The following is a 24,673-nucleotide window of genomic DNA, read 5'->3' as shown; positions in this document are numbered from 1 at the left end:
GTGAGCCCTGTGAACTCACTCTGGGAACGCCGGTCCGTCGGTGGGAACAACTCCGGGCATGTCTCCGGGGGTATCGATGTCGCGCGCCGAGCCGTCGCGGTCAGGCACGCGGGCCGGGGACAGTCCCGAGAGGACCTTACGCAGCGCGGCGTTCTCCGGCCGCTCGGGGAGGGCGGCGCGCAACCGCCCGGTGGGCCAGGCGCCGAGCAGCCACTGGTCCCGACCACCCGCGTCGACCAACAGGGCCGGGGCCTCGGCGCGCAGCCGGTCGACGGTTTCCGTTGTCACAGCGGGAAGATCGGCCGCGAGCAGCACGGTGACCGGGGCGGTGACCAACTCCAGCCCGGCGGCCAAGGCGGCCACCGGGCCGGAGCCGGGCACGGGTTCACGGGTCCACCGCACGGGTACCGCCGTGGGTCGCTCAGGACCGACCACGACGATCTCGTCGGCGTGGCCCACGGCGGCGAGGGCATGGTCGAGCAGCGTCTTACCGTTCACGACCAAGGCAGGTTTGTCGATTCCACCCATCCGGGTGGCCCGTCCCCCAGCCAAAACCACCGCCGCCCACATGCCACCGACCCTAGGCGGTGACGCGGGCGTCCCAGTCGATGGTGTGCCGGTGCATCTCGCCGAAGATCCGTTCCGGGCTGAACACGGTGCGCGACAACACGGGGACCAGCGCCTTGCTGACCACCCGGTTGACGGTGCGGGCGACCGGACCGGCCGCCTTGGTGTTGTTGGTGCGCCGGGCGCCCGCGACGATCTTCTCGACCCGGGGCCTGCGCAGCCGCTCGTAGGCGGCGAAGGCGCGCGGGAGGTCGGGCAGGTCGCGCAGGCAGCGGGCGAGCTGCACGGCGCTCTCGACGGTGATCGACACGCCCTGGCCGGAGCTGGCCGACGGGGCGTGCACGGCGTCGCCGACCAGGACCATCCGACCGCGGTACCAGCGGTGGATGGTGGGCAGGATCTCCAGCGCGCCGACCACCTGCACGGTCTCGGCGGCGGCCAGCAGCACCTCGGCCGGGTGGTCGCCCTCGTGCGCCGCGCGCAGCCGCCGCAGCCACTCCTCGCCCGGCACCGCGCGGGCGTCGGCCATGGACAAGGCGCCCTGGTGCGGGAGGTTGCTGAACCACAGGGTGCCGCCGTCGGGGTCGGCCCAGTAGCCGAAGAACGCGCGCCTGCCCTGGGCGAAGTGCATGGTCTCGGACCCGCCGATACCGTCGACCGCCGGGCCGTGGCCGCCGAGGCCGAGCAGACCGACCGGCTCGGGGCCGGGCGCGGTCGGGTCGACCAGGGTGCGCACGGTCGAGCGGATGCCGTCCGCGCCGATCAGCACGTCGGCCGTGGCGGTGGTGCCGTCCGCGAAGACGGCGGTGACGTCGTCGGGTGTCTCCCGCACGTCGACGATCCGCTTGCCGTACTCGACGCGGACACCGGTCTCGGCCGCGTGGGCGTTGAGGACCCGGTAGAGGTCCGGGCGCCACATGGTGCGGCTGGGCGGCAGACCCGGCAGGCCGGGCATGGCGAACACGGCCCGGCCGCGGAAGTCCTCCATGACCATGGTCGTCGTCGGGTGCCCGATCTCGGCGACCCGCTCCCCCACGCCGATCGCGTCGAACGCGTTGAGGCCGTTGGGCGCGACCATCAGCACGCCGCCCACCCCGTCGGCGGGCTCGGCGTACGCCTCGTACACGGTCGCCTCGACCCCCGCCTTGACCAGCGCCGACGCCACCACCGGTCCGGCGACACCGCCGCCGATGACCAGCGCCGTCCTTACCGCTCCCCCTGGTCGGACGAACTCTCCCATTTCTTCTTCCCCTCGTTGAACGCCTCTTGCCAGGCGCGGACGTACTCCGGCGCCCCGAGGCCGTCGATGAGGGAGGTGACGAAGCGGATCTCGGCGTCCAACTGCGCGAGCCGGTACTCCTCCTCGACGAGGAAGACCCACAGCACGCCCATCTTCTTGGTCGCCTCGATGCCCGCGCGGACCCCGGCCGCCTCGGACTCCAGGGCGATCCCCCGCAGGCGGAGCAGGTCCACCGCCTCGGTGGGGTCCAGCACGCCGAGCAGCGAGAGCGCGACCCCGAACTTCGGGTACTCGTGCTCGGGGCGCGAGACCAGCTCCCGCATCCAGTCGTACATCTCGTCCCGACCGGCGTCGGTGAGCGCGTAGACGGTGCGCTCCGGCCGGGCCGTGTCCCGCACCGTCTCCTGTTCGGCGATGAACCCGGCCTTCCGCAACTGCTCCACGACCATGTAGAGCGAGCCGCGGTTGTACCTGATGTTGCGGTCCTTGCCGGTCTCCTTGAGCCTGCGCCCCAGCTCGTAGGGGTGCATCGGCTCGAACAGCAGGTTGGCCAGGACCGCCAACGCCAGCGGGTTACCGACCGCGCGCCGGTTCGCCACCTCATCCTCATTTCCAGCCGACACCAACTATCCATGCCTGACTAGTCAGTGTCAACTATTTTGGGTCAGCCATCTCGGCCCGACTAGTTCGGGTCGGACCATGTCCGGACAGCCTGGCAGGTTCGCGACACCGCGGTTAGGTTGTGCCCATGACCGGCGACGCCGTGCAGGTCGAGGTGGGTGCGCACTCCGTCCGGGTGTCCAGTCCGGACCGGGTGTACTTCCCCGCGCTCGGGATCACCAAGCTCGACCTGGTCCGGTACTACCTGTCGGTCGGCGACGGCATCGTCCGCGCCCTGCGCGAGCGGCCGTGCATGCTGCACCGGTTTCCCAAGGGCGTCACCGCGGACAAGGTCCACCAGAAGCGGGTACCGGGCGGGGCGCCACCGTGGCTGGGCACCGTCCGGGTGCACTTCCCCCGGTACAACCGGTACGCCGACGAGCTGTGCGTGACCGACCTCGCCGAGGTCGTGTGGGCGGTGCAGATGTCCACCGTCGAGTTCCACCCGTGGAACTCCCGCCGCGCCGACACCGAACGCCCCGACGAGTGGCGCATCGACCTGGACCCGATGCCGGACTGCGGATACGACCGGGTCCGCCGGGTCGCGCACGTGGCGCACGAGGTGCTCGACGAACTGGGCGCGGTGGGCTGGCCCAAGACCTCCGGCGGCCGCGGACTGCACGTGTACGTCCGGATCGCCCCGGAGTGGTCGTTCGGCGACGTCCGGCGGGCCGCGCTGGCCTTCGCCCGCGAGGTCGAGCGGCGCGCCCCGGCCGACGTGACCACCACGTGGTGGCGCAAGGACCGCGACCCGTCCGCGTTGTTCGTCGACTACAACCAGAACGCCCGCGACCACACGGTCGCCTCCGCCTACTCGGTGCGCGGCGTCCCCGAGGCGACCGTGTCCACACCGCTGCGCTGGGACGAGATCGACGACGTCGACCCGCGCGACTGCACGATCACCACCGTCCCGGCCCGGTTCGCCGCCCTCGGGGACCTGCACGCGGGCATCGACGACACGGTGTTCGGACTGGAACCGCTGCTGGAATGGGCGGAGCGGGACGAACGGGCGGGCGCCGAGGACCCGGGCGAGCCGGACTAGTCCGGGATCTCGGCCCCACCCGGGCGCAACGGCACTGCTCCGTCCACTGTGGACACTACGTGCACCGCACCGGGACCCACCCCGGGGCGATCAAGCCCGCGGAGCCGGGGCGGTCAGACCTGGCCGAGGTCGGCGGAGGTCCAGTGCTCGACCTTGAGGGTGATCACCGACTGCTGGCCCTCGGCCTTGAGGTACTTGATGTAGGCCTCCAGCCGCTCCGGCCGGACGTAGCGGGTGCACATCTCGACCAGGTGCTCGTCGGTGCCCTCCTCGGTGCTCAGCACCGGGCCCTCGACGGTGACGTAGCGGATGCTCGGCTCCAGCCGCTCCACCAGCAGCGAGAACCGGCCGTGCTCGGCGATCTGCCTGGCCTTGCGGGACTTGGCGGCGGTGAGGATCCACGCCTCGCCGCCGGGCTTGTACTGGTACCACACCGGGACCTGCAGTGGACCCCGACCGGCCGCACCGGCGACGGCGAGGGAGGCGATGTGCGGCTCGAGGAGGAACTGCTCGCGTTCTTCGAGGCTCAATGGCATGCCATGAACATACGGCAACTAACCGACAACCCAACGCGCGCAACGGTTTTTCCTGATCACGGCGTTCAGGGGCCCCTGAACCGGGCATCGCGGGACGAGTCAACCGGTTCCACCGGGGGACCTGGCGGGGGCGGGAACGGCCCGGGTTCGGTATAAGAAGACGTGATCTTCAACGCCGACACCAGGCCCGCGGCGGGTCCGCTGGCCGATCTCGACGCCTTCGTGCGCACCCCGCAGGTGGCCGGGCTGTGGCTGTCCCGCGCCGGTGACCGGATCACGGTCGGCGTCTCGCTGCCCGACGAGTCGGGAACCCGCTACACCCGCTCGCTGTGGGAGATCGACCCGCGCGGCGACCGCCCGGCGCGCAGGCTGACCCGCGGCGCCGAGGGCGAGGTCGGGGCCGGCTTCACCCCATCGGGCGATGTGCTGTTCACCTCACCCCGACCGGGTCCGACCGGCGAGGACGGTCCCGCGCTGTGGTCGCTGCCCGCGGGCGGCGGTGACCCGGAAGCGTTGGCACGCGCGGGCGGCGGGGTGCGGGGCGTGGTGGTTTCCCCCGAGGGGACCGTTGTGTTCGGTTCTTCCCTACTGCCGTCGGCCGTGGACCTGGACACCGATCGGGCCCTGCGCAACCGCCGCTCCGACGCCTGCGTGTCCGCCGTGCTGCACGAGGAGTTCCCGATCCGGCACTGGGACCGCGACTTGGGCCCGGACCGGACCAGACTGCTGACCCTCGGCCCGGCTGGTGTGCGCGACCTGACCGGCCACGTGGGCCGCGCCCTCGGTGAGGACTGCGTCTGGGACCTGAGCCCGGACGGCACGACGGTGGTGACGATGTGGGCGGTGGCCGAACCCGGCGGCTCCCAGCGGCACACGCTCGTCGCGGTCGACGTCGCCACCGGGACCCGCCGGGTGTTGGCCGACGACCCGGACCACGAGTACGACGCGCCCCGGGTGTCCCCGGACGGCACGCAGGTCGCCGTCGTGGTGCAGCGGCGGAAGAACCCGGAGGACCCGGGCGACCGGTGGCTCGGTGTCGTCCCGCTGGCGGGCGGTCCGGTGCGGGCGCTGACCCGGGACTGGGACCGCTGGCCGCACTCGATCCGTTGGACACCGGACGGTTCGCGGATCGTCGTCGTCGCCGACCACGACGGCCGCGCGCCGCTGTGGCTGGTGTCCGTCACGTCCGGCACGGTGACCCGGCTGACCGCCGACGACGCCGCCTACTCCGACCCCTGCGTGTCCCCCGACGGCGAGTGGGTCTACGCCCTGCGTTCCGCGATCGACGCGCCGCCCACCCCCGTGCGGATCGCGTTCGACGGTTCGCTGACCTACCTACCGGACCCGGCCGCCGCGCTCGGGATGACGATCCAGATCCGGGGACGCCTGGAAGAGGTCTCCACGACCGCGGAAGACGGCACGCCGCTGCGGGGTTGGCTCACCTTGCCCCTGTCGGCCGAAGACGACTGCCCGGTCCCGTTGTTGTTGTGGATCCACGGCGGCCCGGTGCTGTCACGGAACAACTGGTCCTGGCGGTGGAACCCGTGGATCGCCGTGGCGCGGGGCTACGCGGTGCTGATGCCGGACCCGGCCCTGTCCACCGGCTACGGCGTCGAGTTCATCCGCCGCGGCTGGAGCGCCTGGGGCGAAACCCCGTACACCGACCTCATGGCCATCACCGACGCGGCACTGCTGCGGCCCGACATCGACGCCACCCGAACCGCCGCGATGGGCGGCTCGTTCGGCGGCTACATGGCCAACTGGATCGCGGGCCACACCGACCGGTTCGCCGCCATCGTGACGCACGCCTCGGTGTGGGACCTCGACCAGTCCACGGACACGGCGGACATCGCCTACGACTTCCGCCGCGAGATGACCCCCGCTGTGGCGGAGGCCAACTCCCCGCACCACTTCGCGGACGCGATCAAGACACCGATGCTGGTGATCCACGGGGCCCGGGACTACCGGGTACCGATCAACGAGGCCCTGCGCCTGTGGTGGGACCTGTCCTCCCGCTGCAACGACGGCACAGGCCCACACCGCTTCCTGTTCTTCCCCGACGAGAACCACTTCGTCCTGGCGCCGAACAACGTGAAACTCTGGTACGCCACGGTGTTGGCCTTCCTGGCCCACCACGTCCTCGGCGAGGAATGGCACCGCCCCGCCCTGCTCGGCTGACCAAGATCCGCACTCATCCACACCCACCACACCCGTCCCCAGCCCACGATCGAGCGGCCCCACCACCGACAATCCGGCCCTAGGCTGGGAGATCGGGGCTGCTCAGCACGGTTGATCTTGGCGTGCGCAGAGAGGGGCACTGGGATCGGCGCTGGCTCGCTCTGGGCTGTTGCCGAGTCGCCGTTGCGGGCGAGCCAGTCGTGCCCGGTCGTACTCGTTGGGGCGTTGGCGGCTTCGCTGGTTGGCGGGACGGCGGTTCGGTCGCTGAGCACGGTCGTCTCCTGACGCGGCTCCAGCGCGGCGTTTTCGCTGGTCAGCGGGAATTCATCGGGACACCGACGAGTTGGGGGACGCGGGTGGTGATGCCGTGTCCGCTGTGTCGTCCGGGGTTCGGCGTGTCTGTCTTGTCTGTGGGGTGTGGAACACGAACTCCAGTGGCTGCCGGAGGGTGTGAGTTGGCCGGGGTCGGCGGTCGGATCGCTGCGTGCCTGCCCCGCACTCGAAGCCGGGCTGCTCAGCACGGTTGATCTTGGCGTGCGCCGGGGGCGGTCAGTCTGGTGGCGGCTTGACCTGGGCGCGGGCAGGCGGGGAAGGTGGACGGGCGGGTGTAAGCGGTTGCGGGGAGTACGTGACCCCCGAAAGACCGTCATGGTTTTCAGTGCCGAATGGGATCTACTGGCCGGACGACACCCGATGCCGCAGGAGGGGATGCCATGCGGCTGCATGCCAGGGCGCTGGGGGCCGTCGCCGTGTTGCTCGCGACGCTGCCCATGTCGACGGCGGCCAACGAGAGCGCGGCCGGACCGGCGCAGGAACCCATAACCGCCGGGAGCACCCGGCCCGTGTTGCCGCCAACCCCCGAGCCGGTGACGGTAGACGATCGGTTAGGCCCCCTGCTTGGCTAGAGCCCGTGCGGGACATCAGGTCGACTGAAGACCTCTACACAGTGCTCGACGGGATGTTCGACCGGATGCCCGGCGAGTGGTGGGACCAGTTCTACGGTGATCGCGGGAAACCCGTGCCGTTCTTCCGCGACGCGCCCGATGAGGGTCTGGTCGAGTAACGTGGAGCGCGGGTTGGTCCAGCCTGGGCGAGCGCTCGACGTGGGTTGCGGTCCGGGTCGGAACGCGCACTACCTCAGGCGGGTCGGGTTCGAGGTTGACGCGATCGATCTGTCCCTGGAGGCGATCGAGTGGGCGCGGGAGCGCGGGAGCGGGGTCAACTTCATCCACGGGGACATGTTCGAGGCGGGGCTGACCGGGCCGTACGACCTCGTCTACGACTCGGGTTGCCTGCACCACCTGCCACCCCATCGGCGGGTGGGGTACCTCGAACTGGTGGGCCGGGTGCTCAAGCCGGGCGGACACCTCGGGCTGGTGTGTTTCGCGGCGGGGGCGATGGGGTCGGAGCGGTCGGACGCCGAGCTGTACCGGGTCGGGAGCCTGGAGGGCGGGCTGGCCTTCACCGAGGAGTCGCTGCGGTGGATCTTCGCGGACTTCGCCGGGGTCGACCTGCGGCGGATGCGCGAGGGCACCGGGCACTTCGGTGAGAGCTTCCTCTGGACAGCCCTGTTCAGGCGGTGACGCGGTCCAGGAACGCGGACAGGTTCGACGTCATGCGGGCCAGTTGCTCGTCGGTGGTCAGGGACTCCTTCAGGCGTTTGCCGGTGGTCAGCTTGCCGCGGACGTGCAGGGGGCAGGCCAGGTCGCCGCAGATGTAGATGCCGACGGAGTCGTCGCGGCGGGTGGACTTGCGGGCGGTCATGAGGGAGACGCCGTCGCCGGGGTGGGTGGTCAGGCAGAGCGAGCACATGCCGCGGCGGAGGTGGCCGGTGTGGGCTGCGACGCGGAGGGCGACGCCGACCAGGCCCGTGTCGCGCGGGGCCACCAGATAGCCGCGGTCGCGGGCGGACGGGTCGCGCCAGCCGTAGAAGTCCAGGTCGGGCCAGGGCTGGTCGGCGAGGTCGCGCGGGACGGCCAGGCGCTGGGTCTCGCCCTTGGTGCAGTTGACGAAGGACGCCCGCACGGCGCGGTCGGTCAGCGGTAGCATAGGTACTATCCTAGAGCAGTTAGGCAAATGGTTAATCTGACTAGGGGGAGCCGTGCCGCGTGCCGGGGTGACCGCCGAGCGGCTGACGCTGGCCGCGGCGGAACTGGCCGACGAGGTCGGCTTCGCGAACGTCACCGTGTCCGCGCTGGCCCGCCGGTTCGGGGTGAAGGACGCGAGCCTGTACTCGCACGTCCGCAACGCGCACGACCTCAAGGTCCGGGTGGCCGTCCTGGCGCTCGCCGAACTGGCCGACCGCGTCGGCGACGCCATCGCCGGTCGAGCGGGCAGGGACGCCCTCGTCGCCTTCGCCAACGCCTATCGCGGCTACGCCACCGACCACCCCGGCCGCTACGCCGCCGCCCAGGTGGAGCTCGACCTGGACACCCTGCTGGCCGGCGCCGCCCGCAGGCACGCCGACATGACCCGCGCCATCCTCCGCGGCTACCACCTGCCCGAGCCCGCTCAGACCGACGCCGTCCGGATGCTGCACAGCACGTTCCACGGCTACGTCACCCTCGAACACACCGGGGCCTTCCAGCACACCGCCCGTCCGGCCGAGGAATCCTGGCGGCACACCCTCAACGCCCTCGACGCGGCCCTCCGCCACTGGCCCACGGACCGGTAGTGACTGGCCGTGCACGACGCACGGCCAGTCACCACATCAGCGGCCTTCGATGAGCAGCTTCGCGGCCACCGTCGCCCCGTCACCGCGAACCTGGGTTGCCACGGATTCGGCACATGCGCGCGTCTCCGGGGTCAGAACCGTTGCGAGAGCGGCGGACAACGACTCCAGTGTCGGGGTCCGACCGTCGTGGGCCACACCCGCGCCGAGTTCGGCGACGCGGGCGGCCCAGTAGGGCTGGTCGGCGATCTGCGGCACGATCACCTGCGGCACACCGGCTCGCGCCGAAGTCGTTGTGGTACCGGCACCACCGTGGTGCACGACGGCGGCCACCCGGCGGAACAGGGCTTGTTGGTTGACCTCACCGACGACGAGGCAGTCGTCGCGATCGTCCACTGCGGACAGTCCAGCCCAACCACGGGCAAGGACGACTCGACGCCCCTGCGCGCGGACCGCCTCGATGGCGATGGGCGCGATGTCCTTGGGCGCGTGGGTGGCCATGCTGCCGAAACCGACGTACACCGGCGGTTCCCCGGCGTCCAGGAACTCCGACAACGCGGCCGGGAGCGGCCGCTCGTCCGGCAGGATCCACGCCCCGGTCTGCACGACGTCCAAGTCCGTCAAACCTGCTGACGGGCACAACAACGGATCGGCCGCCAGCCAAGGTTGTTCGGTGAACACGTAGTCGCGGACGTTGTCCAGTGGTGGCAAGCCAATCGCCGCTCGATGGCTGTTGACCGACGGGCCGTAGAGCGCGTTGACGCGCTCCGCGTCCTGCCGCCACAGCACCCGGTTGTCCGTCTCGCCTTCCGGAGACGGTGTGCCCGGCCGCATTCCCGGCGAGGTGTGCCGCGAAGGCAACCCCAGCAGGTGAAAACACGCCAGCACATAGCGGATTCCCAGTTTGTCGGCCACATCCCGCGCCCCGGCGGGCATGAGACCGGTCGCCAACACCGCGTCGCACCCCTCGGCGACCGCGCCGAGCACCTCGAACCGAGCGGCCACCAGAGCGGGCGCGAGCCGGAAAGCGTCCTCCCTGGTCGGCGGTTTCGCACCCGCGACCACCGATTTCACCGTCGGCCCGAGCGGAACCAGCGGAACACCGGCCCGGCCGAGCAATTCCACGAAATCGTCATCCGGCGGCGCGCACACCTGAACGCCCGCGCCCAGTTCCCGCAACGCCACCGCGAGCGCCACCAGCGGCTCGACGTCCCCGCGCGATCCCCATGTCGTCAACACCACACGCACTTGTGCAACCCCATTTCCCCAGCTCTTGCCCGTTCGGCGGGCAATTCTGCGGTACCACCGGGGTCTTGCCGCAAGCCCCCCACTGCGCTATATGTTGAAGTGGGGGGGAAACGTGTGATCTGCCGCCGCCCTGTGTTCGACGTGGTGGTGGGTTTGACGTGGTGGTGGCTGTTCCGGTGCGGTGCCCCACGACCGCGCGGCCGTGGGGCACGACGCGACTACACGGCGGCGAGCAGGTACTGCACGGTGCTGTCGGGTCTGCAGTTGGAGCTGGGTCGGGTGGCGGTGTAGGTGAACCCGGCGGTCACCTTGCACGCCCATAACCCGGTCTGGGGCACCGTGACGTAGTACAGGGGCTCGCACCCCTGGTCCGCACGCACCATCGTGTAGGTGTAGCCGGCAGGCACCGTGCGACACGACCAGTACGGCGTGTCCTGTGCCGACGCGGGCACGGCCAGGGCCGTCAACGCCAACACCGTCGCCGACGCGACACCGAGCATCTTCCCGAACTTCACGGAGGTCCACCTTTCACCGCGGCTGGGCCCGATGTGGGCCCGCTCCATCAAAGCAGCCCGACCGCCCACGATCATCTGCCAATTGGTTCAACCAATTCGGGGAGGGGTACCGACACCCGGCGCCGGATGGCGACCCGTCCCGCGCGGTGTCCGACCCGCCTCGGCCGGAACGGATGATGTACAACGCCTGCCGCCGGTAACGCTCGTCAACGACCGGACATCCGCAGGAGCGGATGTCCGACGTGACGGGTCCGGTGTGGCCTGGGTGTGCCACATGGCGCCTGCCTGAAGGCGGCGGGTGGCGCAATGCCGGTCCACGCGCCCGACGGGTCTTACAGGACCCGCGTGGCGTACGAGACGATGCCGCCGTAGCGGACCGGGGCGATGCGGACGTGGGAACCCGAGTACGGGGCCTCGACCATCTGGCCGTCTCCGATGTAGAGGGCCACGTGGTGGATCAGGCCGTCGGTCGACCAGAACAGCAGGTCGCCGGGGGCCATCTGGGACAGTGGGACCTGGCGGCCGGAGGTGGCCTGGTAGCCGCTGTAGTGCGGCAGGTCGACGCCGACGCCGGCGAAGGCGTAGATCATCAGGCCCGAGCAGTCGAAGCCGATCTTCGCGTAGTCGCCGTAGCTGTCGGCGACGCCGCCGTCGCGGATGCCGCGGGTCGGGCCGTCCTCGTCACCGCCGCCCCACGCGTACTCGACGCCCAACTGGGACAACGCCCGTTCGATCACGGCGCGGGCCCGACCCGCGGCGGGGGCGACCGGGTGACCGGACGCGGCGCGGCGGGCGTTCTCCTCGTCCTCGCGCTTCTTGTCCGCCAGCCACTGCTGGTAACGCGCCCGCTGGTTCTCCAGGCCGCCGACGTTCGCCTGGGCCTCGTCGAGTTGGCGTTCGTAGTCGGCGCGGGTGGCCTGCAGGTCGTGCGAGCGGGCGAGTTGGTCGCGTTGGGCCTGTTGGGCGCGGGCGGTGGCCTCGTCGGCGGTGTGCTTGGCCTGCTCGGCGTCGGCCTGCTTCTGGTTGGCGACGTTGAGCGCGGCGCGGGAGCGGGAGTCCGCGTTGGCCTTGCCGGTCCGGGCGCGTTCCATCCGGTCGAGCGCGTCCAACTCGCTGCCGGACACGGCGTTGAGCAGTTGCGCGCGGGCGAGCAGGTCTTCCGGGCTCTTGGCGCCGATGTACGCGGTGATCGAACCGATGGTGGTGCCCTGCTTGTAGCTGCCCGCGGCGAAGTCGTCGAGCTGCTTGCGGGCGTCGGTGACGACCTGGCCCGCGCCGTCGGACTCGCGACGGGCGGCGTCGGCGTCGGACTTCGCCCTGGCGGCGGCGTCCTCGGCGGAGCGCAGGTCGACCAGCGCCTTGTTGGCCTCCTCCAGTTTGGCCTCGACCTCGCCCTGCAACTGCATCAGTGTGGACTCGGCCTCGGCGAGCTGGTTGGTGAGCTTGCCGACCTGACCCGCCTTGTCCTGGGCGGCGGCGCGACCGCTGTCGAGCTCGGCGTCGCTGGGGTTGGGGGGTGGCGGTGGGACCGCCGCGGCGACCGCCGTCGACGCCAGCGCCGACCCGAGGGCGATCGATGTGACCATCAGCCCGAGCGAGAGCGTCCGTCGTACGGCCACCGCCTGCCCCTTCCCGTTCACCGGGCGACACCGCACCCGATTCGTCACCCGACCCGTCTCGACTGTGCCACTCAGGACACTCGGCAACCAGCCGTACCAGCAGAAACATCGACATCGGCGACACCACCCGCCTCGATCACGACGGTCCGTGTCATCGAGCAGTCGAAAGAGGACAGTCGCTACCACTCGAACGAGGGCGATGTAACCCGGCCGAGCGGGAGCTGCGAGCATGGTGTGGTGTCCGACTGGAACGCCCGCGCCCGCACCGCGCTGCCCGCCGCCCTCACCGGGGCGGGCTTGGTGGTCGTGGCGGTCGGGATGTTCCTGCCGTGGCTGCGCTCCGGCGCGGTGCTGCGGGACAGCTTCCAGGTGGTCGGCGTGATCACCACCCTGGGGTTCCTGCGCGGGCAGGCGCTGGAGCTGGTGTTGCGGGCGTGGTTCGCGATCATCCCGGCGATCACGCTGAGCGTCGTGCTGTACGCGCTGGGTTTCCGGCGTTCCGGCGCAACGCTCGGGGCGGCGATCGCGATTATCACCGGAACCGTGTCCGGGGGTGCGACCGTCGAAAGCGGTGGCGATGACGGCCCGCTGGGCATCGCGGCGACCGGACCGGCGACCACGCTGACCGGCTCGGTGCTCGCCGTGCTCGGCGCGGTCTTGATCGTGGTGAACGGGCGCGGAGGGACGCGCAGAAACGCAGGAGGGGAACCGTGACTTATCCACCGGGAGGCGGCGGCCAGTGGCAGCCGAACGACCCGTACCAGCAGGGTGGTGGCGGTTTCCCCGCACAGCCCCAGCCGGGCTACCCGCAGACCGGCGGCCGGCCCGCCCAGGGCTACCCGCAGCAGCCGGGGTACCCGCAGCAGCAGGGCCAGGGCTTCCCGCAGACGGGTCCGCAGCCCGCGCAGGGCGGCTTCCCGCAGACCGACCCGCAGGGCTTCCAGTTCCCGCAGCAGCAGTACGGCGGCGGCCAGTACGGCTACCCCGTGCAGCCGCAGCCGGGGCCGACCAAGAAGCGCAAGGGCCTGGTCATCGGCGCGGTCGTCGCCGTGCTCGCGGTGGCCGCGGGCGCCGGGGTGACGGTGTGGGCGCTCAACCGGGGCAGCACGCAGGCGGGCGCGGCGAGCCCGACCGCCGCGGCGACCAACCTGGTCAACGCCATCGGCAAGGGTGACGTCACCGGCCTGCTCACCGGGCTCGCCCCGGCCGAGCGGGACCTGATGACCTCGCTCAACTCCGAGACGACCAAGGAGCTGCAGCGGCTCAACGTCTACAAGTCCGGAGTGGACCCGAACAACATCGCGGGCGGCTTCGAGCTCAAGGCGGAGAACCTGAAGTTCGACGAGGCGGGCGCGGAGAAGGTCAACGACCACCTGACCATCACCAAGCTGGTCGGCGGCACGGTGACGGTCAGCTCCGACATGAGCAAGCTGCCGCTCACCCAGGACTTCATCGACCTGGCGTTCCCGACCGGGGTCACCCAGGCGCCGCAGACGCAGACCTTCGACGTGGCGAAGCTGGTCAAGGAGAACAAGGGCGCGCTGCGGATCGCCACCATCGAGGTGGACGGCGAGTGGTACCCGAGCCTGTTCTACACGATCGCCGACTACGCGCTGGCGGCCGACAAGCAGAAGTGGCCGAGCAAGCCGATCGCCGCCAAGGGCGCGGCCTCCCCCGGTGACGCGGTGCGCCAACTGGCCGACGCCGCGCTCGCCGAGGACATGACCCGGGTGATCGAACTGCTGCCGCCGGACGAGATGGGCGTGCTGCACGACGTCGGCCCGGTGCTGGTCGACGCGGCGGGCAAGGGCAAGCCGTCGGACGTGAAGATCACCAAGCTGGAGACCGAGACCCAGGACGTGGACAACGCCACCAAGGTCCTGCTCAAGGAGATCGAGCTGGACTCGGGCGGCCGGCAGATCAAGGTCACCAAGGACGGCGAGTGCTACGCCGCCGAGACCGACGGCGAGAAGCAGAAGGTCTGCGCGAACGACCTGGCAGGCAAGCTGGGCGGGCGCGGGATGAGCACGGCCGCGACCAAGGCGGTGACCAACCTGGTCAAGGGCATGATGGCCAACACCGGCGTGATCACCACCGAGGTCGACGGCAAGTGGTACGTCAGCCCGATCCGGTCGGTCACCGACCTGGAGGTCACCGCGCTGAAGAGCCTGCAGCCCGAGGACATCAAGGCCCTGATCACCCTGGCCAAGAAGTAGCCCCACCGGCCCCCGCGAACGGCCCGTCCCCCATCTCGGGGACGGGCCGTTCGCCGTTTCGGCGGGCGGGCGCCCGTCCCGCCCGGCGCCCGTTCCCAGGGCCGAACTGGTGATCCATGCGACGTCCGCCACCCTTGAAGGGCTATACAGGACAAGCGTACTGTTTGCAGGGTGAGGCCGTCGACGCGCTCCGCCGCGGAGTGCGCGAGACTCACGGTCGAGTAACCCGCACTGACTTTGCGCCGCCACTGGAGTTGGACGTGACCACACCGAGTAAGGACAGCTTCGGCGCCCGCGCCACGCTGAAGGTCGGGGACGCCTCGTACGAGGTGTTCCGGCTGGACGCGGTCGAGGGGGCCGAGCGGCTGCCGTACAGCCTGAAGATCCTGCTGGAGAACCTGCTGCGGACCGAGGACGGCGCGAACATCACCGCCGACCACGTCCGCGCGCTGGCGAGCTGGGACCCGGGCGCCGAGCCGTCGACCGAGATCCAGTTCACCCCCGGCCGGGTGGTCATGCAGGACTTCACCGGCGTGCCCTGCATCGTGGACCTGGCCACCATGCGCGAGGCCGTCACCCAGCTCGGCGGCGACCCGGACAAGGTCAACCCGCTGGCCCCGGCCGAGCTGGTCATCGACCACTCGGTGATCGCCGACGTCTTCGGCCGCCCGGACGCGTTCGAGAAGAACGTGGACCTGGAGTACGAGCGCAACAGGGAGCGCTACCAGTTCCTGCGCTGGGGCCAGACCGCGTTCGACGAGTTCAAGGTCGTCCCGCCGGGCACCGGCATCGTGCACCAGGTCAACATCGAGCACCTGGCCCGCGTGGTCATGGTCCGCAACGGTCAGGCGTACCCGGACACGCTGGTCGGCACCGACTCGCACACCACCATGGTCAACGGCCTCGGTGTGCTGGGCTGGGGTGTCGGCGGCATCGAGGCCGAGGCGGCCATGCTGGGCCAGCCGGTGTCCATGCTGATCCCGCGCGTGGTCGGCTTCAAGCTGCACGGTGAGCTGCCCGCGGGCGCCACCGCGACCGACCTGGTGCTGACCATCACCGAGATGCTGCGCAAGCAGGGCGTGGTCGGCAAGTTCGTCGAGTTCTACGGCTCCGGCGTGACCGCGGTGCCGCTGGCGAACCGGGCCACCATCGGCAACATGAGCCCCGAGTTCGGCTCCACCGCGGCGATCTTCCCGATCGACGCGGAGACCATCGAGTACCTGCGCTTCACCGGCCGCTCCGCCGAGCAGGTGGCGCTGGTCGAGGCGTACGCCAAGGAGCAGGGCCTCTGGCACGACCCGGCCGCCGAGCCCGCCTACTCCGAGACCCTGGAGCTGGACCTGGCCACGGTCGTCCCGTCCATCGCCGGGCCGAAGCGCCCGCAGGACCGGATCGAATTGACCGACGCCAAGCAGGCGTTCCGGGCCGCCCTGGGCAGCTACACCACGCCGAACTCGGCCGTGGACGAGGCGGGCGAGGAGTCCTTCCCGGCCAGCGACTCGCCCGCCGTCAGCGCGGGCAACGGCGCGGGCAAGCCGTTCGACTACCACTCGGCCGCGCGGGGCGCGGAGGGTCGGACGAGCAAGCCGACCACGGTGACCGTGGACGGCGCGGAGTTCGAACTGGACCACGGCGCGGTCGCCATCGCCGCGATCACCTCGTGCACCAACACGTCCAACCCCTCGGTGATGATCGGCGCGGCGCTGCTGGCGAAGAAGGCCGTCGAGCGCGGCCTGGCGCGCAAGCCGTGGGTGAAGACCACGCTGGCCCCGGGTTCCAAGGTCGTCATGGACTACTACGACCGCGCCGGGCTGACCCCGTACCTGGACAAGCTGGGCTTCAACCTGGTCGGCTACGGCTGCACCACCTGCATCGGCAACTCCGGCCCGCTGCAGGAGGAGATCTCCGCCGGTGTGCAGTCCTCCGACCTGGCCGTCGTGTCGGTGCTCTCCGGCAACCGGAACTTCGAGGGCCGGATCAACCCGGACATCAAGATGAACTACCTGGCGTCGCCGCCGCTGGTGGTCGCCTACGCGCTGGCCGGGTCGATGGACATCGACATCACCACCGAGCCGCTGGGCACCGGGTCCGACGGCGAGCCGGTGTTCCTCACCGACATCTGGCCGTCGCCGCAGGAGATCGCGGAGGTGATCGCCTCGGCGCTGTCGGCGGAGAGCTTCGCGGACAGCTACTCCGACGTGTTCGCCGGTGACGACCGCTGGCGCTCGCTGCCCACCCCGACCGGCAACGTGTTCGAGTGGGACGCCGAGTCCACCTACGTGCGCAAGCCGCCGTACTTCGACGGCATGGCGATGACCCCGGCCGCGGTGACCAACATCGAGGGCGCCCGGGTGCTGGCACTGCTCGGCGACTCGGTCACCACCGACCACATCTCGCCCGCGGGCGCGATCAAGCAGGACTCCCCGGCGGGCCAGTACCTCACCGAGCACGGCGTCGAGCGCAAGGACTTCAACTCCTACGGGTCCCGGCGCGGCAACCACGAGGTGATGATCCGCGGCACGTTCGCCAACATCCGGCTGCGCAACCTGCTGCTCGACAGCGAGAACAACGGCAACGGCGTGCAGGGCGGCTACACCCGGGACTTCACCAACGGCGGCGAGCAGGCGTTCATCTACGACGCCGCGCAGAACTACGCCAAAGCGCAGACGCCGCTGGTGGTGTTGGCGGGCAAGGAGTACGGCTCCGGGTCCTCGCGCGACTGGGCGGCCAAGGGCACCTCGCTGCTCGGGGTGCGCGCGGTCATCGCCGAGTCGTTCGAGCGCATCCACCGGTCCAACCTGATCGGCATGGGCGTGCTGCCGCTGCAGTTCCCCGAGGGCCAGAGCGCGTCCTCGCTGGGCCTGGACGGCACGGAGCTGTTCCTGATCACCGGGATCACCGCGCTCAACGACGGTGGCACCCCGCGCACCGTGAAGGTGTCCGCGGGCCGGTCCGACGGCGTCACGGTGGACTTCGACGCGGTGGTGCGCATCGACACCCCCGGCGAGGCCGACTACTACCGCAACGGCGGCATCATGCAGTACGTGCTGCGCAAGATGGTCAACGGCTGACAGCCGCGTTCTCCGCACGGCGGGGGCTGCCTTCCGGCGGCCCCCGCCGTCGTTTTCCACCGCTGTTTCGCCGAACGGCGGCCGTGCTCGACCGGGTGATCCGGTGCGCGGACCGGACAAGATCAACCTGCGGTACCGGGAACAATTCCGAGCGACTTGTCAAGGGAATTGCCTGCTGCCTCGGGTGAACACCGCAATGGCATTTCCGGACCGGACGACACCCCCGGGAAAGGTTGTCGACCACACCGTCACCAGCGATGTTCCGACACGATCGGAGTAACCGGGAACCGACCGGGAAACCCGTTCGCCGCGCGGTGCACACGTTGCCGATGTGGATACCGGCGTTGCGGTGACAGTGGTCATACGGCGGTTAGCTCGATTGGCCCCACCTCGGCATGACCCTGTGTCATGCTGGTGGTGGGGGAAAACGAGGATTGGGGGATCCTTTGAAGTACAGTGGAAAATCCCTGGTAATCACCGCGGGTACCGGAATCACCGCGGGTGACCCGCCGGACGACCGCGAATGGCTCGCCTTCCCGGCCCGCCGCGCGGCCGCCACCGAGGGGGTGTGGTCGGCACACTAGCTGATCGGCGGTCAGAGCGGACAGGTCGGTCCGCGCGGTGACCGCAGCGAATTCGGGGGAAACGCGGATGGTGTCACCGGGACGAACCCCGGTGACACCATCCGTCCACATCCGTCCACACAGGCCACCCAGTGGCCTGCCGCTAGTCCGCGCGGGCCAGCGACAGCGCGAACCGGCCCGCCTCGTCGGTCCACCAGTGCTCCAGGGAGAACCCGGCGCCACCCAGTTCGGCGGCGACGCGCTCGCGGCGGAACTTGGCGGAGACCTCGGTGCGCACCTCCTCTCCCGCGGCGAACTCGACGGTGAGGCCGAGGTCGGTGAGGGTGGCGGTCAGCGCGCGCCGGGCCCGCAGCCGCATCTCGATCCACTCGTTGTCGTCGTCCCAGCGGGCGACGTGCTCGAAGTCGGCCGGGTCGAAGTCCGCGCCCAGCTCCCGGTTCAGCACGTGCAGCACGTTCTTGTTGAACTCGGCGGTGACGCCCTCGGCGTCGTCGTACGCGCGGACCAGGGTGGCCGGGTCCTTGACCAGGTCGGTGCCCAGCAGCAGCCACTCCCCCGGTTTCAGCACGTCGCGGATGGCAGCCAGGAACTCGGCGCGCTCGGCGGGCAGGAAGTTGCCGATCGTGCCGCCGAGGAAGGCCACCAGCCGGGGCGGCTGACCGGGCAGCAGGCCGAGGTGCTCGGTGAAGTCGCCGACCACGCCGCTGACCTGCACGCCTCGGTACTCCGCCGCCAGCGCCGACGCCGCGTCGCGCAGCGCCGTCTCGGACACGTCCAGCGCCACGATGTGCGCGAGGGTGCCCGCGGTGCGCAGCGCGTCGAGCAGCAGCCTGGTCTTCTCCGACGACCCGGAACCCAGTTCCACCAGGGTGTGCGCGCCGGTCGCGGCGGCGATCTCGTCGGCGCGGGCGGCCAGGATCTCGCGTTCCGCACGGGTCGGGTAGTACTCGGGCAGCCGGGTGATGCGCTCGAACAGCTCACTGCCGCGCGCGTCGTAGAACCACTTGGGCGGCAGCGTCTTCGGTGTGCCGGTGAGGCCCTCGCGGGCGTCCTTGGCCAGGGCCCTGGCCGCGTGGTCCTCGGGCAGGTGCACTTCCACGGGATCAAGCCGGGAGTCGGTCATCGGCGTCCTTGTCCGGTCTGCCGAGCGCGCGCACGCGCACGGTGGGGATGGGGGTGCGGCTCGCGGTGACCAGCGCGCGGTCGGCCACGGAAGTCCACTGTGGATCGTCGTCCCACGGCTCCGAGGCGACGACGACGAAGTCGGGGCCGGTGAGCGTGGACAACGAGTGCCACCAGGTGGTGGCGGCGACGGTCACGCCGTCGGTGATCATGAGGTTGAGCCGGGAGTCGGGGGCGCGGTCGGCGACCGCGAGCACCACCCCGGCCAGCGCGTCGGCCATCGACGCGCCCGCGCGCAGCCGGTGGCGCACCAGCGCCCACAGCAGCGCGCTGTCGGTGGGCGCGTCGAGCGTCACCAGGTCCACTGTGGGCAGTTCGGCGGCCAGGTCGGCGACGCTGCCCGGCCACCCGGCGATCCGGCCGTTGTGGCTGAACAGCCAGCGCCCCCCGGTGAACGGGGCGCACGCCTGGTCGACCACCGGCATCCCGATCGTGGCCGACCGGGCCGCGGCGAGCACCGCCGCGCTGCGGGTGACCGCCGCGATGCCGGTGAACGCCGCGTCGGTCCACATCGGCACGGCCCGCCGGTAGCGCACCGGCTCCGGCTCGCCGTCGACGTACCAGCCGACGCCGAACCCGTCGACGTTCACCGTGCCCCCGCCGCGCATGTCGGCGGGGGCCCAGGTCTGCCGCAGCAGCCCGGTCGGCCGGTCCAGCAGACCGGCCACGGGCACGGCGGGGCCGAGGTAACCCAGATGGCGGCACATGCCTAGCGCGGTCCCGCGTCGCGGGCACAGCGGAACCCGGCGAAGATCTGCCGCCGCACCGGGTGGTCCCAGTTGCGGAAGGTGCCGCGCACGGCCGCCGCGTCGGTGCCGAACGAGCCGCCGCGCAGCATCTTGTAGTCACCGCCGAAGAACACCTCGGAGTACTCCCGGTACGGGAACGCCGCGAACCCCGGGTACGGCCGCAGGTCCGAGTCCAGCCACTCCCAGACGTCGCCGATGAGCTGGCGCACCCCCAGCGGCGACGCGCCCGCCGGGTACGAGCCGACCGGGGCGGGCCGCAGGTGCCGCTGCCCCAGGTTGGCGTGCTCGGGGCCCGGGTCGTCATCGCCCCACGGGAAGCGGCGGGAGCGGCCGGTGGCCGGGTCGAACCGGGCGGCCTTCTCCCACTCCGGCTCGGTCGGCAACCGCTTGCCCGCCCACTTCGCGTACGCCGCGGCCTCGTGGAAGCACACGTGCACCACCGGCTCGTCGAGCGGGACCGGCTCGACCACGCCGAACCGGGTGCGCGACCAGCCGTCGCCGTCGCGGGACCAGAACTGCGGCGCGACCAGGCCCGCCTGCCGCCGGTGGGCCCAGCCCGCCTCGCTCCACCACCTCGGGTCGTCGTAGCCGCCCGCGTCGATGAACGCCAGGTAGTCGCCGTTGCTGACCGGGACGGTGTCGAGGTAGAAGGCGTCGACGTGCGTCCGGAACGCGGGGCGCTCGTTGTCCAGCGCCCACGGCTCGGTGGAGGTGCCCATGGTGAACTCCCCGGCCGGGACGAACACCTCGCGCTCGGCGACGGGCGGCGGGTTCGGGTCGGGATCGGGCGCGTGCAGCACCGGCGCCCCCGCCCGGAGCTGGTGGGTGGCCAGCATGGTCTCGTCGTGCTGCTGCTCGTGCTGGACGATCATGCCGAAGGCGAACCCGCCGTCGACCAGCCTGCGGCCGGTCAGCGGGACCTTGTCCAGCACGTCGAGCACCTTGTCCCGCACCTCACCCACGTACGAGCGGGCCTCGGTCGGCGACAGCAGCGGCAGCGCGGGCCGGTCGGCGCGCGGGTGCTGGAACGCGTCGTAGAGCGCGTCGATGTCCGAGCGCACCGGCTCGCGACCACCCACGTCGCGCACCAGCCACAACTCCTCCTGGTTGCCGATGTGCGCGAGGTCCCACACCAGCGGCGACATCAGCCGCGAGTGCTGGCGGACCAGTTCGCCGTCGTCCACCGCGTCGGTGAGCGCCACGCTGCGCGCCCGCGAGCGGTCCAACGCGGCGGCCACCAGGGCCCGGGTGCGCTCCTGCTCCGCGTTGTCCCCGGTGTTGATCAGCTCGGTTCCGGTCAATTCCGTGGTCACGACGTCCTCCCATGGGCCGTGTCCGAGTTCGTTTCCGAGTTCGCCCGCCCCGGCGCGTCGAGCGCGGCGCGCAGCGCCACCAGCCGATCGGTGACGGCGGCGGCGTGGTCGGGCGGCAGGTGGAGCCGGGGCAGCGCCGGGATGCCCAGGTCGAGCACCCGCCGGGCGGCCAGCGCGAGGTCCGGGTCGGCGACGCCGAGCCGGGCGGCGTCCAGCCACCGGTCGGCGACCGGCGCGCACACGTCCACGACGGCGTCGACCGTCGCCGGGTCGGCCATCACGGCCACCAGCAGCGCGGCAGGCGCCACCCAGTCGTCGCCGTCCTGCGCGTCGAGGTAGCGGACCTCGAAGTAGCCGTGCGGGCGGACCGGCGGGAACAGCGTGGACAGGTGGTAGTCGAGGTCGTCGGTGGTGGGCGGGTCGGGCAAGGCACCGTCCAGCCAGTCGGCGAACGTCACCCCCGGTGGGGCGTCCCAGCCGCCCACGGGTCTTCGCACGCACAGCAGCGGGGCGTCGAGCACGTAGTCGTTCCACGCCCCGACCGGGTCCGCGGTGACCGGGACCGGGCGGGTGCGGCGCGGGTCGACACCGAGGACGTGCAGGATGCGGCCGCTGGCCCAGCCGGTCGACGCCCCGGGTTTGCCCGACGACACCGGCGAGTTGGCGAACAGTCCGATCAGGACCGGGCCGAGCGAGGACAACGCGGCCCACCTGGTCGGCAGGTCGGCCTCCTCCCCGACGTCCAGGCACACCTGCAGACCGGCGCTGGCGCACATCATGGTGATGCCGTGCCGCCCGATCGGGGCGAACGCCCGTTCCATGGCCGCGTAGCGGGGGGTGTCCAACACCCGGCGCGGGGACCGGTGGGCGTCCAGGGCGCGGGCGCCGAGCACGAGGCCAGCGCGGCCGAGGAGTTCGGAGAGGTAGCGGTGGTCGGCGGAGACGGCGTCGACCACGGCGGCCAGGGCAGGCGCGGGGAGCGAGGAGATCTCGACCTGCCCACCGGGCTCGAGGGTGAGCGGGGACCCGGACGGCAACGGCAACTGCGGGCTGTCGTGGCGCAGTGTGACGGGGGCGTGCGGACCGAGGGCGGCGGCCAGGTGATCGGGGTCGAGTCGCCGCCCGGGGTCGTCGCGGTGGTGCACGACCCACTCCAACTCGACACCCAGCAGATCGGGCGGGCCGTGTTTGAAGCACACCGAGGCGACGTACGCCTCGGCCTCAACCCGGGCCCGCAGCCGCCTGCGGTCCGGCTCGATTCCCTCACGGGAACTGGACATTCGTGCTCACTCCTCCCTTGCTCGCGGTGCTGGAAATCGACGCTACACGCGGCCACCGACAGTCGCACGAACCCGCTGCGCCGATCGGGTAGCCGTGCGGCGGCGGGATTCGCCCACCGGGCGGGCCTGTGGCGCCGGACACCCAAAACGTACGTACGGATTGCTTCGGACAGGGCGGACTGACACCATCGACGGGTGCCCAGGGTGAGCCAAGACCATCTCGACGCGCGACGGCGCCAGATCCTCGACGGCGCCCGCACGTGCTTCGCCCGGTACGGCTACGAAGGCGCCACGGTGCGCAGGCTGGAAGAGGCTACCGGACTTTCCCGCGGTGCCATCTTCCACCATTTCCGCGACAAGGAGTCACTGTTCCTCGCGCTGGCCGAGGACGACGTGCTGCGGATGACCGAGGTCGTCGCCGCCCAGGGCCTGGTCCAGGTCATGCGCGACCTGCTCTCCACCCGCCCCGCCGCCGACGGCGAACCGCACAACCCGGCCAACTGGCTGGGCACCCGCCTGGAGGTCTCCCGCAGGCTGCGCACCGACCCCGAGTTCCGAACCCGCTGGGCCGAACGCTCCCAACAGTTGACCGTGGCGACCAGAGAACGCCTCCTCCGCCAACGCGAAGCAGGCAACCTCCGCGACGACGTCGACGTCGAGGTGCTGACCGCGTACCTGGAACTGGTCCTGGAGGGCCTGGTGTCCCACCTGGCCATGGGCCTCCCCGCCGACGACATGGACCCGGTACTGGACGTCGTCGAGGAAACCGTCCGCCGCCACCGCCGGAGTGGTTGACGCAACCCCCGACTTGGACGGATCAGCAGCGGAGTCGTAGTCGGCCCCTCGTGGACAGTGCCACCTGGACAGTGCCGCTCGGCCCCCGCTGAGAACCTGTCGCCGGGAACCTGTCGCCGGGCAGGGGCAGCCGGGATTTGCTGAACTGGTGACCATGGAACTCCACGAGGCCCACGAACGCGCCCGCGACGTGTTCGACCGCGCCGTGACCGAGGTGACCGACTGGTCCGCCCCCACCCCGTGCACCGACTGGACCACCCGGGACCTGGTCAACCACCTGGTGTCCGAACAGCTCTGGGTCCCCCACCTGGTAACCGGCGAGACCACCGCCCAAGTCGGCCCCCGCTACGACGGCGACCTCCTCGGCGACGACCCAGCCGCCGCCTGGCGCTCCGCGTCCGACACCTCCCGCCGGGCCTGGGCCGACGTCCCCGACGACCACCCCGTCCACCTGAGCTACGCCACCGTCCCCGCCCGCGACTACCGCTGGCAAATGACCCTCGACCTAGCCATCCACGGCTGGGATCTGGCGTCCGCCACCAACCACAACCCCCTCATCGGCGAAGCCCTATCCCAAGCCCTGATCGACGAGTTCACCGACCACATCACCCAGTGGGCCGACTCCGGCATCTTCGCCCCACCCCACCCCGTCACCCCCACAGCCGACCCCCAAAACCGCCTCATCGCCCTCACCGGCCGCAACCCCAACTGGCACCCCCCACGCTGAGCAAGCGCCACCCCACCCCCGCGCACCTCAGAAGAACCCGCCCCCATCGACAAAGCCCACCAACCAGCACCGCGCGCCCCAAAACCCCCAGCCCCATCGACGAAGCCCTCCAACCGGCCCCGCGCGCCTCGAACCCGCCGACACCAACCGCCAACCAGGCGGAAAAGCATCACGACCAACTCGCCCCCCGCGCCTCGAAACCCGCCGACACCAACCGCCCGTTGGGGTGGACTTGTTTTGTGTGGGGAGGCGGTGACCGCAAGCTCTCCGGCGGGTAAGGCCACGTCTTTCCAGTGGCCCCGCCTTTAGCCTTACCCGCGGTTGCCGTAGGGGCCCCACACAAAACAAGTCCACCCCAACGGGCGCAGCCCGCAAAATCTGGCGCCCGAGGCCGGCGTCGCCGAAGGCGACCAGGCCGAACCCCGAGGCGCAGCCAGGCCCAGAGCCCCCTCACACCAAGATCAACCGAGAACAAAGCCC

Annotated in this window: 23 protein-coding genes; 11 read left to right on the top strand and 12 right to left on the bottom strand. The window is 71.1% G+C overall.

Translation table 11 applies throughout. The annotated features are described in order from the left end of the window. Positions 1-15 precede the first annotated feature (15 nt). From mobA to H504_RS0118990, 3 genes are read right to left on the bottom strand one after another with little or no spacing between them, the layout of a single operon-like run. A complete protein-coding gene (mobA, locus tag H504_RS35910) occupies positions 16-570 on the bottom strand; it encodes a molybdenum cofactor guanylyltransferase (protein ID WP_051386031.1) in 555 nt (184 codons plus the stop codon). A 10-nt stretch (positions 571-580) separates the two neighbouring features. Then, a complete protein-coding gene (locus H504_RS0118995) occupies positions 581-1,807 on the bottom strand; it encodes an FAD-dependent oxidoreductase (protein ID WP_026424065.1) in 1,227 nt (408 codons plus the stop codon). Next, a complete protein-coding gene (locus H504_RS0118990; RefSeq protein ID WP_026424064.1) occupies positions 1,774-2,406 on the bottom strand; it encodes a PadR family transcriptional regulator in 633 nt (210 codons plus the stop codon). Before H504_RS0118990 ends, H504_RS0118995 begins: the two co-directional genes overlap by 34 nt. 149 nt (positions 2,407-2,555) lie before the next feature. Here H504_RS0118990 and ligD point away from each other — a divergent pair, with 149 nt between their 5' ends. Next, positions 2,556-3,509: a non-homologous end-joining DNA ligase gene (gene ligD / locus H504_RS0118985; RefSeq protein ID WP_026424063.1), complete on the top strand. Its 954-nt coding sequence runs from the start codon at positions 2,556-2,558 to the stop codon at positions 3,507-3,509. A 113-nt stretch (positions 3,510-3,622) separates the two neighbouring features. On the opposite strand, the gene H504_RS0118980 is transcribed toward ligD, so the two are convergent. Then, positions 3,623-4,045, bottom strand: coding sequence for a pyridoxamine 5'-phosphate oxidase family protein (locus H504_RS0118980; protein ID WP_026424062.1), 423 nt, complete (start codon positions 4,043-4,045; stop codon positions 3,623-3,625). Positions 4,046-4,207: 162 nt separating this feature from the next. Between H504_RS0118980 and H504_RS0118975 the strand changes: the two genes are divergently transcribed. From H504_RS0118975 to H504_RS35905, 3 genes are all read left to right on the top strand, one after another. Then, positions 4,208-6,223, top strand: coding sequence for a S9 family peptidase (locus H504_RS0118975; protein ID WP_026424061.1), 2,016 nt, complete (start codon positions 4,208-4,210; stop codon positions 6,221-6,223). Between the two features lie 910 nt (positions 6,224-7,133). After that, positions 7,134-7,286, top strand: a complete 153-nt coding sequence (locus H504_RS43210) for a hypothetical protein (RefSeq protein WP_245614356.1) — start codon at positions 7,134-7,136, stop codon at positions 7,284-7,286. A gap of 13 nt (positions 7,287-7,299) precedes the next feature. Continuing rightward, positions 7,300-7,806 (top strand): class I SAM-dependent methyltransferase, encoded by a 507-nt coding sequence (locus tag H504_RS35905; RefSeq protein ID WP_245614355.1) that lies wholly within the window; start codon positions 7,300-7,302, stop codon positions 7,804-7,806. Here H504_RS35905 and H504_RS0118960 read toward each other — a convergent pair. Next, positions 7,796-8,272, bottom strand: a complete 477-nt coding sequence (locus H504_RS0118960; protein ID WP_026424059.1) for an FBP domain-containing protein — start codon at positions 8,270-8,272, stop codon at positions 7,796-7,798. The genes H504_RS35905 and H504_RS0118960 overlap by 11 nt on opposite strands. A gap of 52 nt (positions 8,273-8,324) precedes the next feature. Here H504_RS0118960 and H504_RS0118955 point away from each other — a divergent pair, with 52 nt between their 5' ends. Continuing rightward, entirely contained in the window at positions 8,325-8,897 is a 573-nt protein-coding gene (locus tag H504_RS0118955) for a TetR/AcrR family transcriptional regulator (protein ID WP_026424058.1), read from the top strand. Between the two features lie 36 nt (positions 8,898-8,933). Here the strand turns inward: H504_RS0118955 and H504_RS0118950 are convergent, their stop codons facing one another. The 3 genes from H504_RS0118950 to H504_RS0118940 all read right to left on the bottom strand — a co-directional run bounded on the left by H504_RS0118950 (position 8,934) and on the right by H504_RS0118940 (position 12,243). Beyond that, complete coding sequence (locus H504_RS0118950; protein ID WP_026424057.1) at positions 8,934-10,142, bottom strand: glycosyltransferase; 1,209 nt, start codon at positions 10,140-10,142, stop codon at positions 8,934-8,936. A 218-nt stretch (positions 10,143-10,360) separates the two neighbouring features. Continuing rightward, a complete protein-coding gene (locus H504_RS35900; protein ID WP_051386030.1) occupies positions 10,361-10,657 on the bottom strand; it encodes a hypothetical protein in 297 nt (98 codons plus the stop codon). Positions 10,658-10,989: 332 nt separating this feature from the next. Next, positions 10,990-12,243, bottom strand: coding sequence for an NlpC/P60 family protein (locus H504_RS0118940; protein ID WP_084467882.1), 1,254 nt, complete (start codon positions 12,241-12,243; stop codon positions 10,990-10,992). A gap of 270 nt (positions 12,244-12,513) precedes the next feature. Between H504_RS0118940 and H504_RS35895 the strand changes: the two genes are divergently transcribed. The 4 genes from H504_RS35895 (at position 12,514) to H504_RS41395 (ending at position 18,147) form a co-directional block, all read left to right on the top strand. Next, on the top strand, positions 12,514-12,990 hold the full coding sequence (locus H504_RS35895) for a hypothetical protein (protein ID WP_157440508.1): 477 nt from the start codon (positions 12,514-12,516) through the stop codon (positions 12,988-12,990). Further along, positions 12,987-14,492, top strand: a complete 1,506-nt coding sequence (locus H504_RS35890; protein ID WP_051386028.1) for a hypothetical protein — start codon at positions 12,987-12,989, stop codon at positions 14,490-14,492. Before H504_RS35895 ends, H504_RS35890 begins: the two co-directional genes overlap by 4 nt. A gap of 260 nt (positions 14,493-14,752) precedes the next feature. Further along, positions 14,753-17,563 (top strand): aconitate hydratase AcnA, encoded by a 2,811-nt coding sequence (acnA, locus tag H504_RS0118925; protein ID WP_026424055.1) that lies wholly within the window; start codon positions 14,753-14,755, stop codon positions 17,561-17,563. A gap of 446 nt (positions 17,564-18,009) precedes the next feature. Next, positions 18,010-18,147, top strand: coding sequence for a hypothetical protein (locus tag H504_RS41395; protein ID WP_157440507.1), 138 nt, complete (start codon positions 18,010-18,012; stop codon positions 18,145-18,147). Positions 18,148-18,289: 142 nt separating this feature from the next. On the opposite strand, the gene egtD is transcribed toward H504_RS41395, so the two are convergent. Genes egtD through egtA form a run of 4 tightly spaced genes read right to left on the bottom strand, consistent with a single transcriptional unit; the run spans position 18,290 to position 22,671 of the window. Next, entirely contained in the window at positions 18,290-19,270 is a 981-nt protein-coding gene (gene egtD, locus H504_RS0118915) for an L-histidine N(alpha)-methyltransferase (RefSeq protein WP_026424054.1), read from the bottom strand. Continuing rightward, positions 19,251-20,036: an ergothioneine biosynthesis protein EgtC gene (gene egtC / locus H504_RS35885; protein ID WP_035304910.1), complete on the bottom strand. Its 786-nt coding sequence runs from the start codon at positions 20,034-20,036 to the stop codon at positions 19,251-19,253. The genes egtD and egtC overlap by 20 nt, the downstream gene beginning before the upstream one ends. Positions 20,037-20,038: 2 nt before the next feature. Continuing rightward, positions 20,039-21,379: an ergothioneine biosynthesis protein EgtB gene (gene egtB / locus H504_RS0118905; protein ID WP_157440514.1), complete on the bottom strand. Its 1,341-nt coding sequence runs from the start codon at positions 21,377-21,379 to the stop codon at positions 20,039-20,041. A gap of 8 nt (positions 21,380-21,387) precedes the next feature. Next, a complete protein-coding gene (egtA, locus tag H504_RS35880) occupies positions 21,388-22,671 on the bottom strand; it encodes an ergothioneine biosynthesis glutamate--cysteine ligase EgtA (protein WP_051386027.1) in 1,284 nt (427 codons plus the stop codon). Between the two features lie 195 nt (positions 22,672-22,866). Between egtA and H504_RS0118895 the strand changes: the two genes are divergently transcribed. Then, positions 22,867-23,466 (top strand): TetR/AcrR family transcriptional regulator, encoded by a 600-nt coding sequence (locus tag H504_RS0118895; protein ID WP_026424052.1) that lies wholly within the window; start codon positions 22,867-22,869, stop codon positions 23,464-23,466. A 154-nt stretch (positions 23,467-23,620) separates the two neighbouring features. Then, positions 23,621-24,193 (top strand): TIGR03086 family metal-binding protein, encoded by a 573-nt coding sequence (locus tag H504_RS0118890; RefSeq protein ID WP_026424051.1) that lies wholly within the window; start codon positions 23,621-23,623, stop codon positions 24,191-24,193. Positions 24,194-24,673: the final 480 nt, after the last annotated feature.

The sequence above is a fragment of the Actinokineospora inagensis DSM 44258 genome (assembly GCF_000482865.1).
GTDB lineage: Bacteria > Actinomycetota > Actinomycetes > Mycobacteriales > Pseudonocardiaceae > Actinokineospora > Actinokineospora inagensis.
This window is presented reverse-complemented; position numbering and strand designations above follow the sequence as displayed.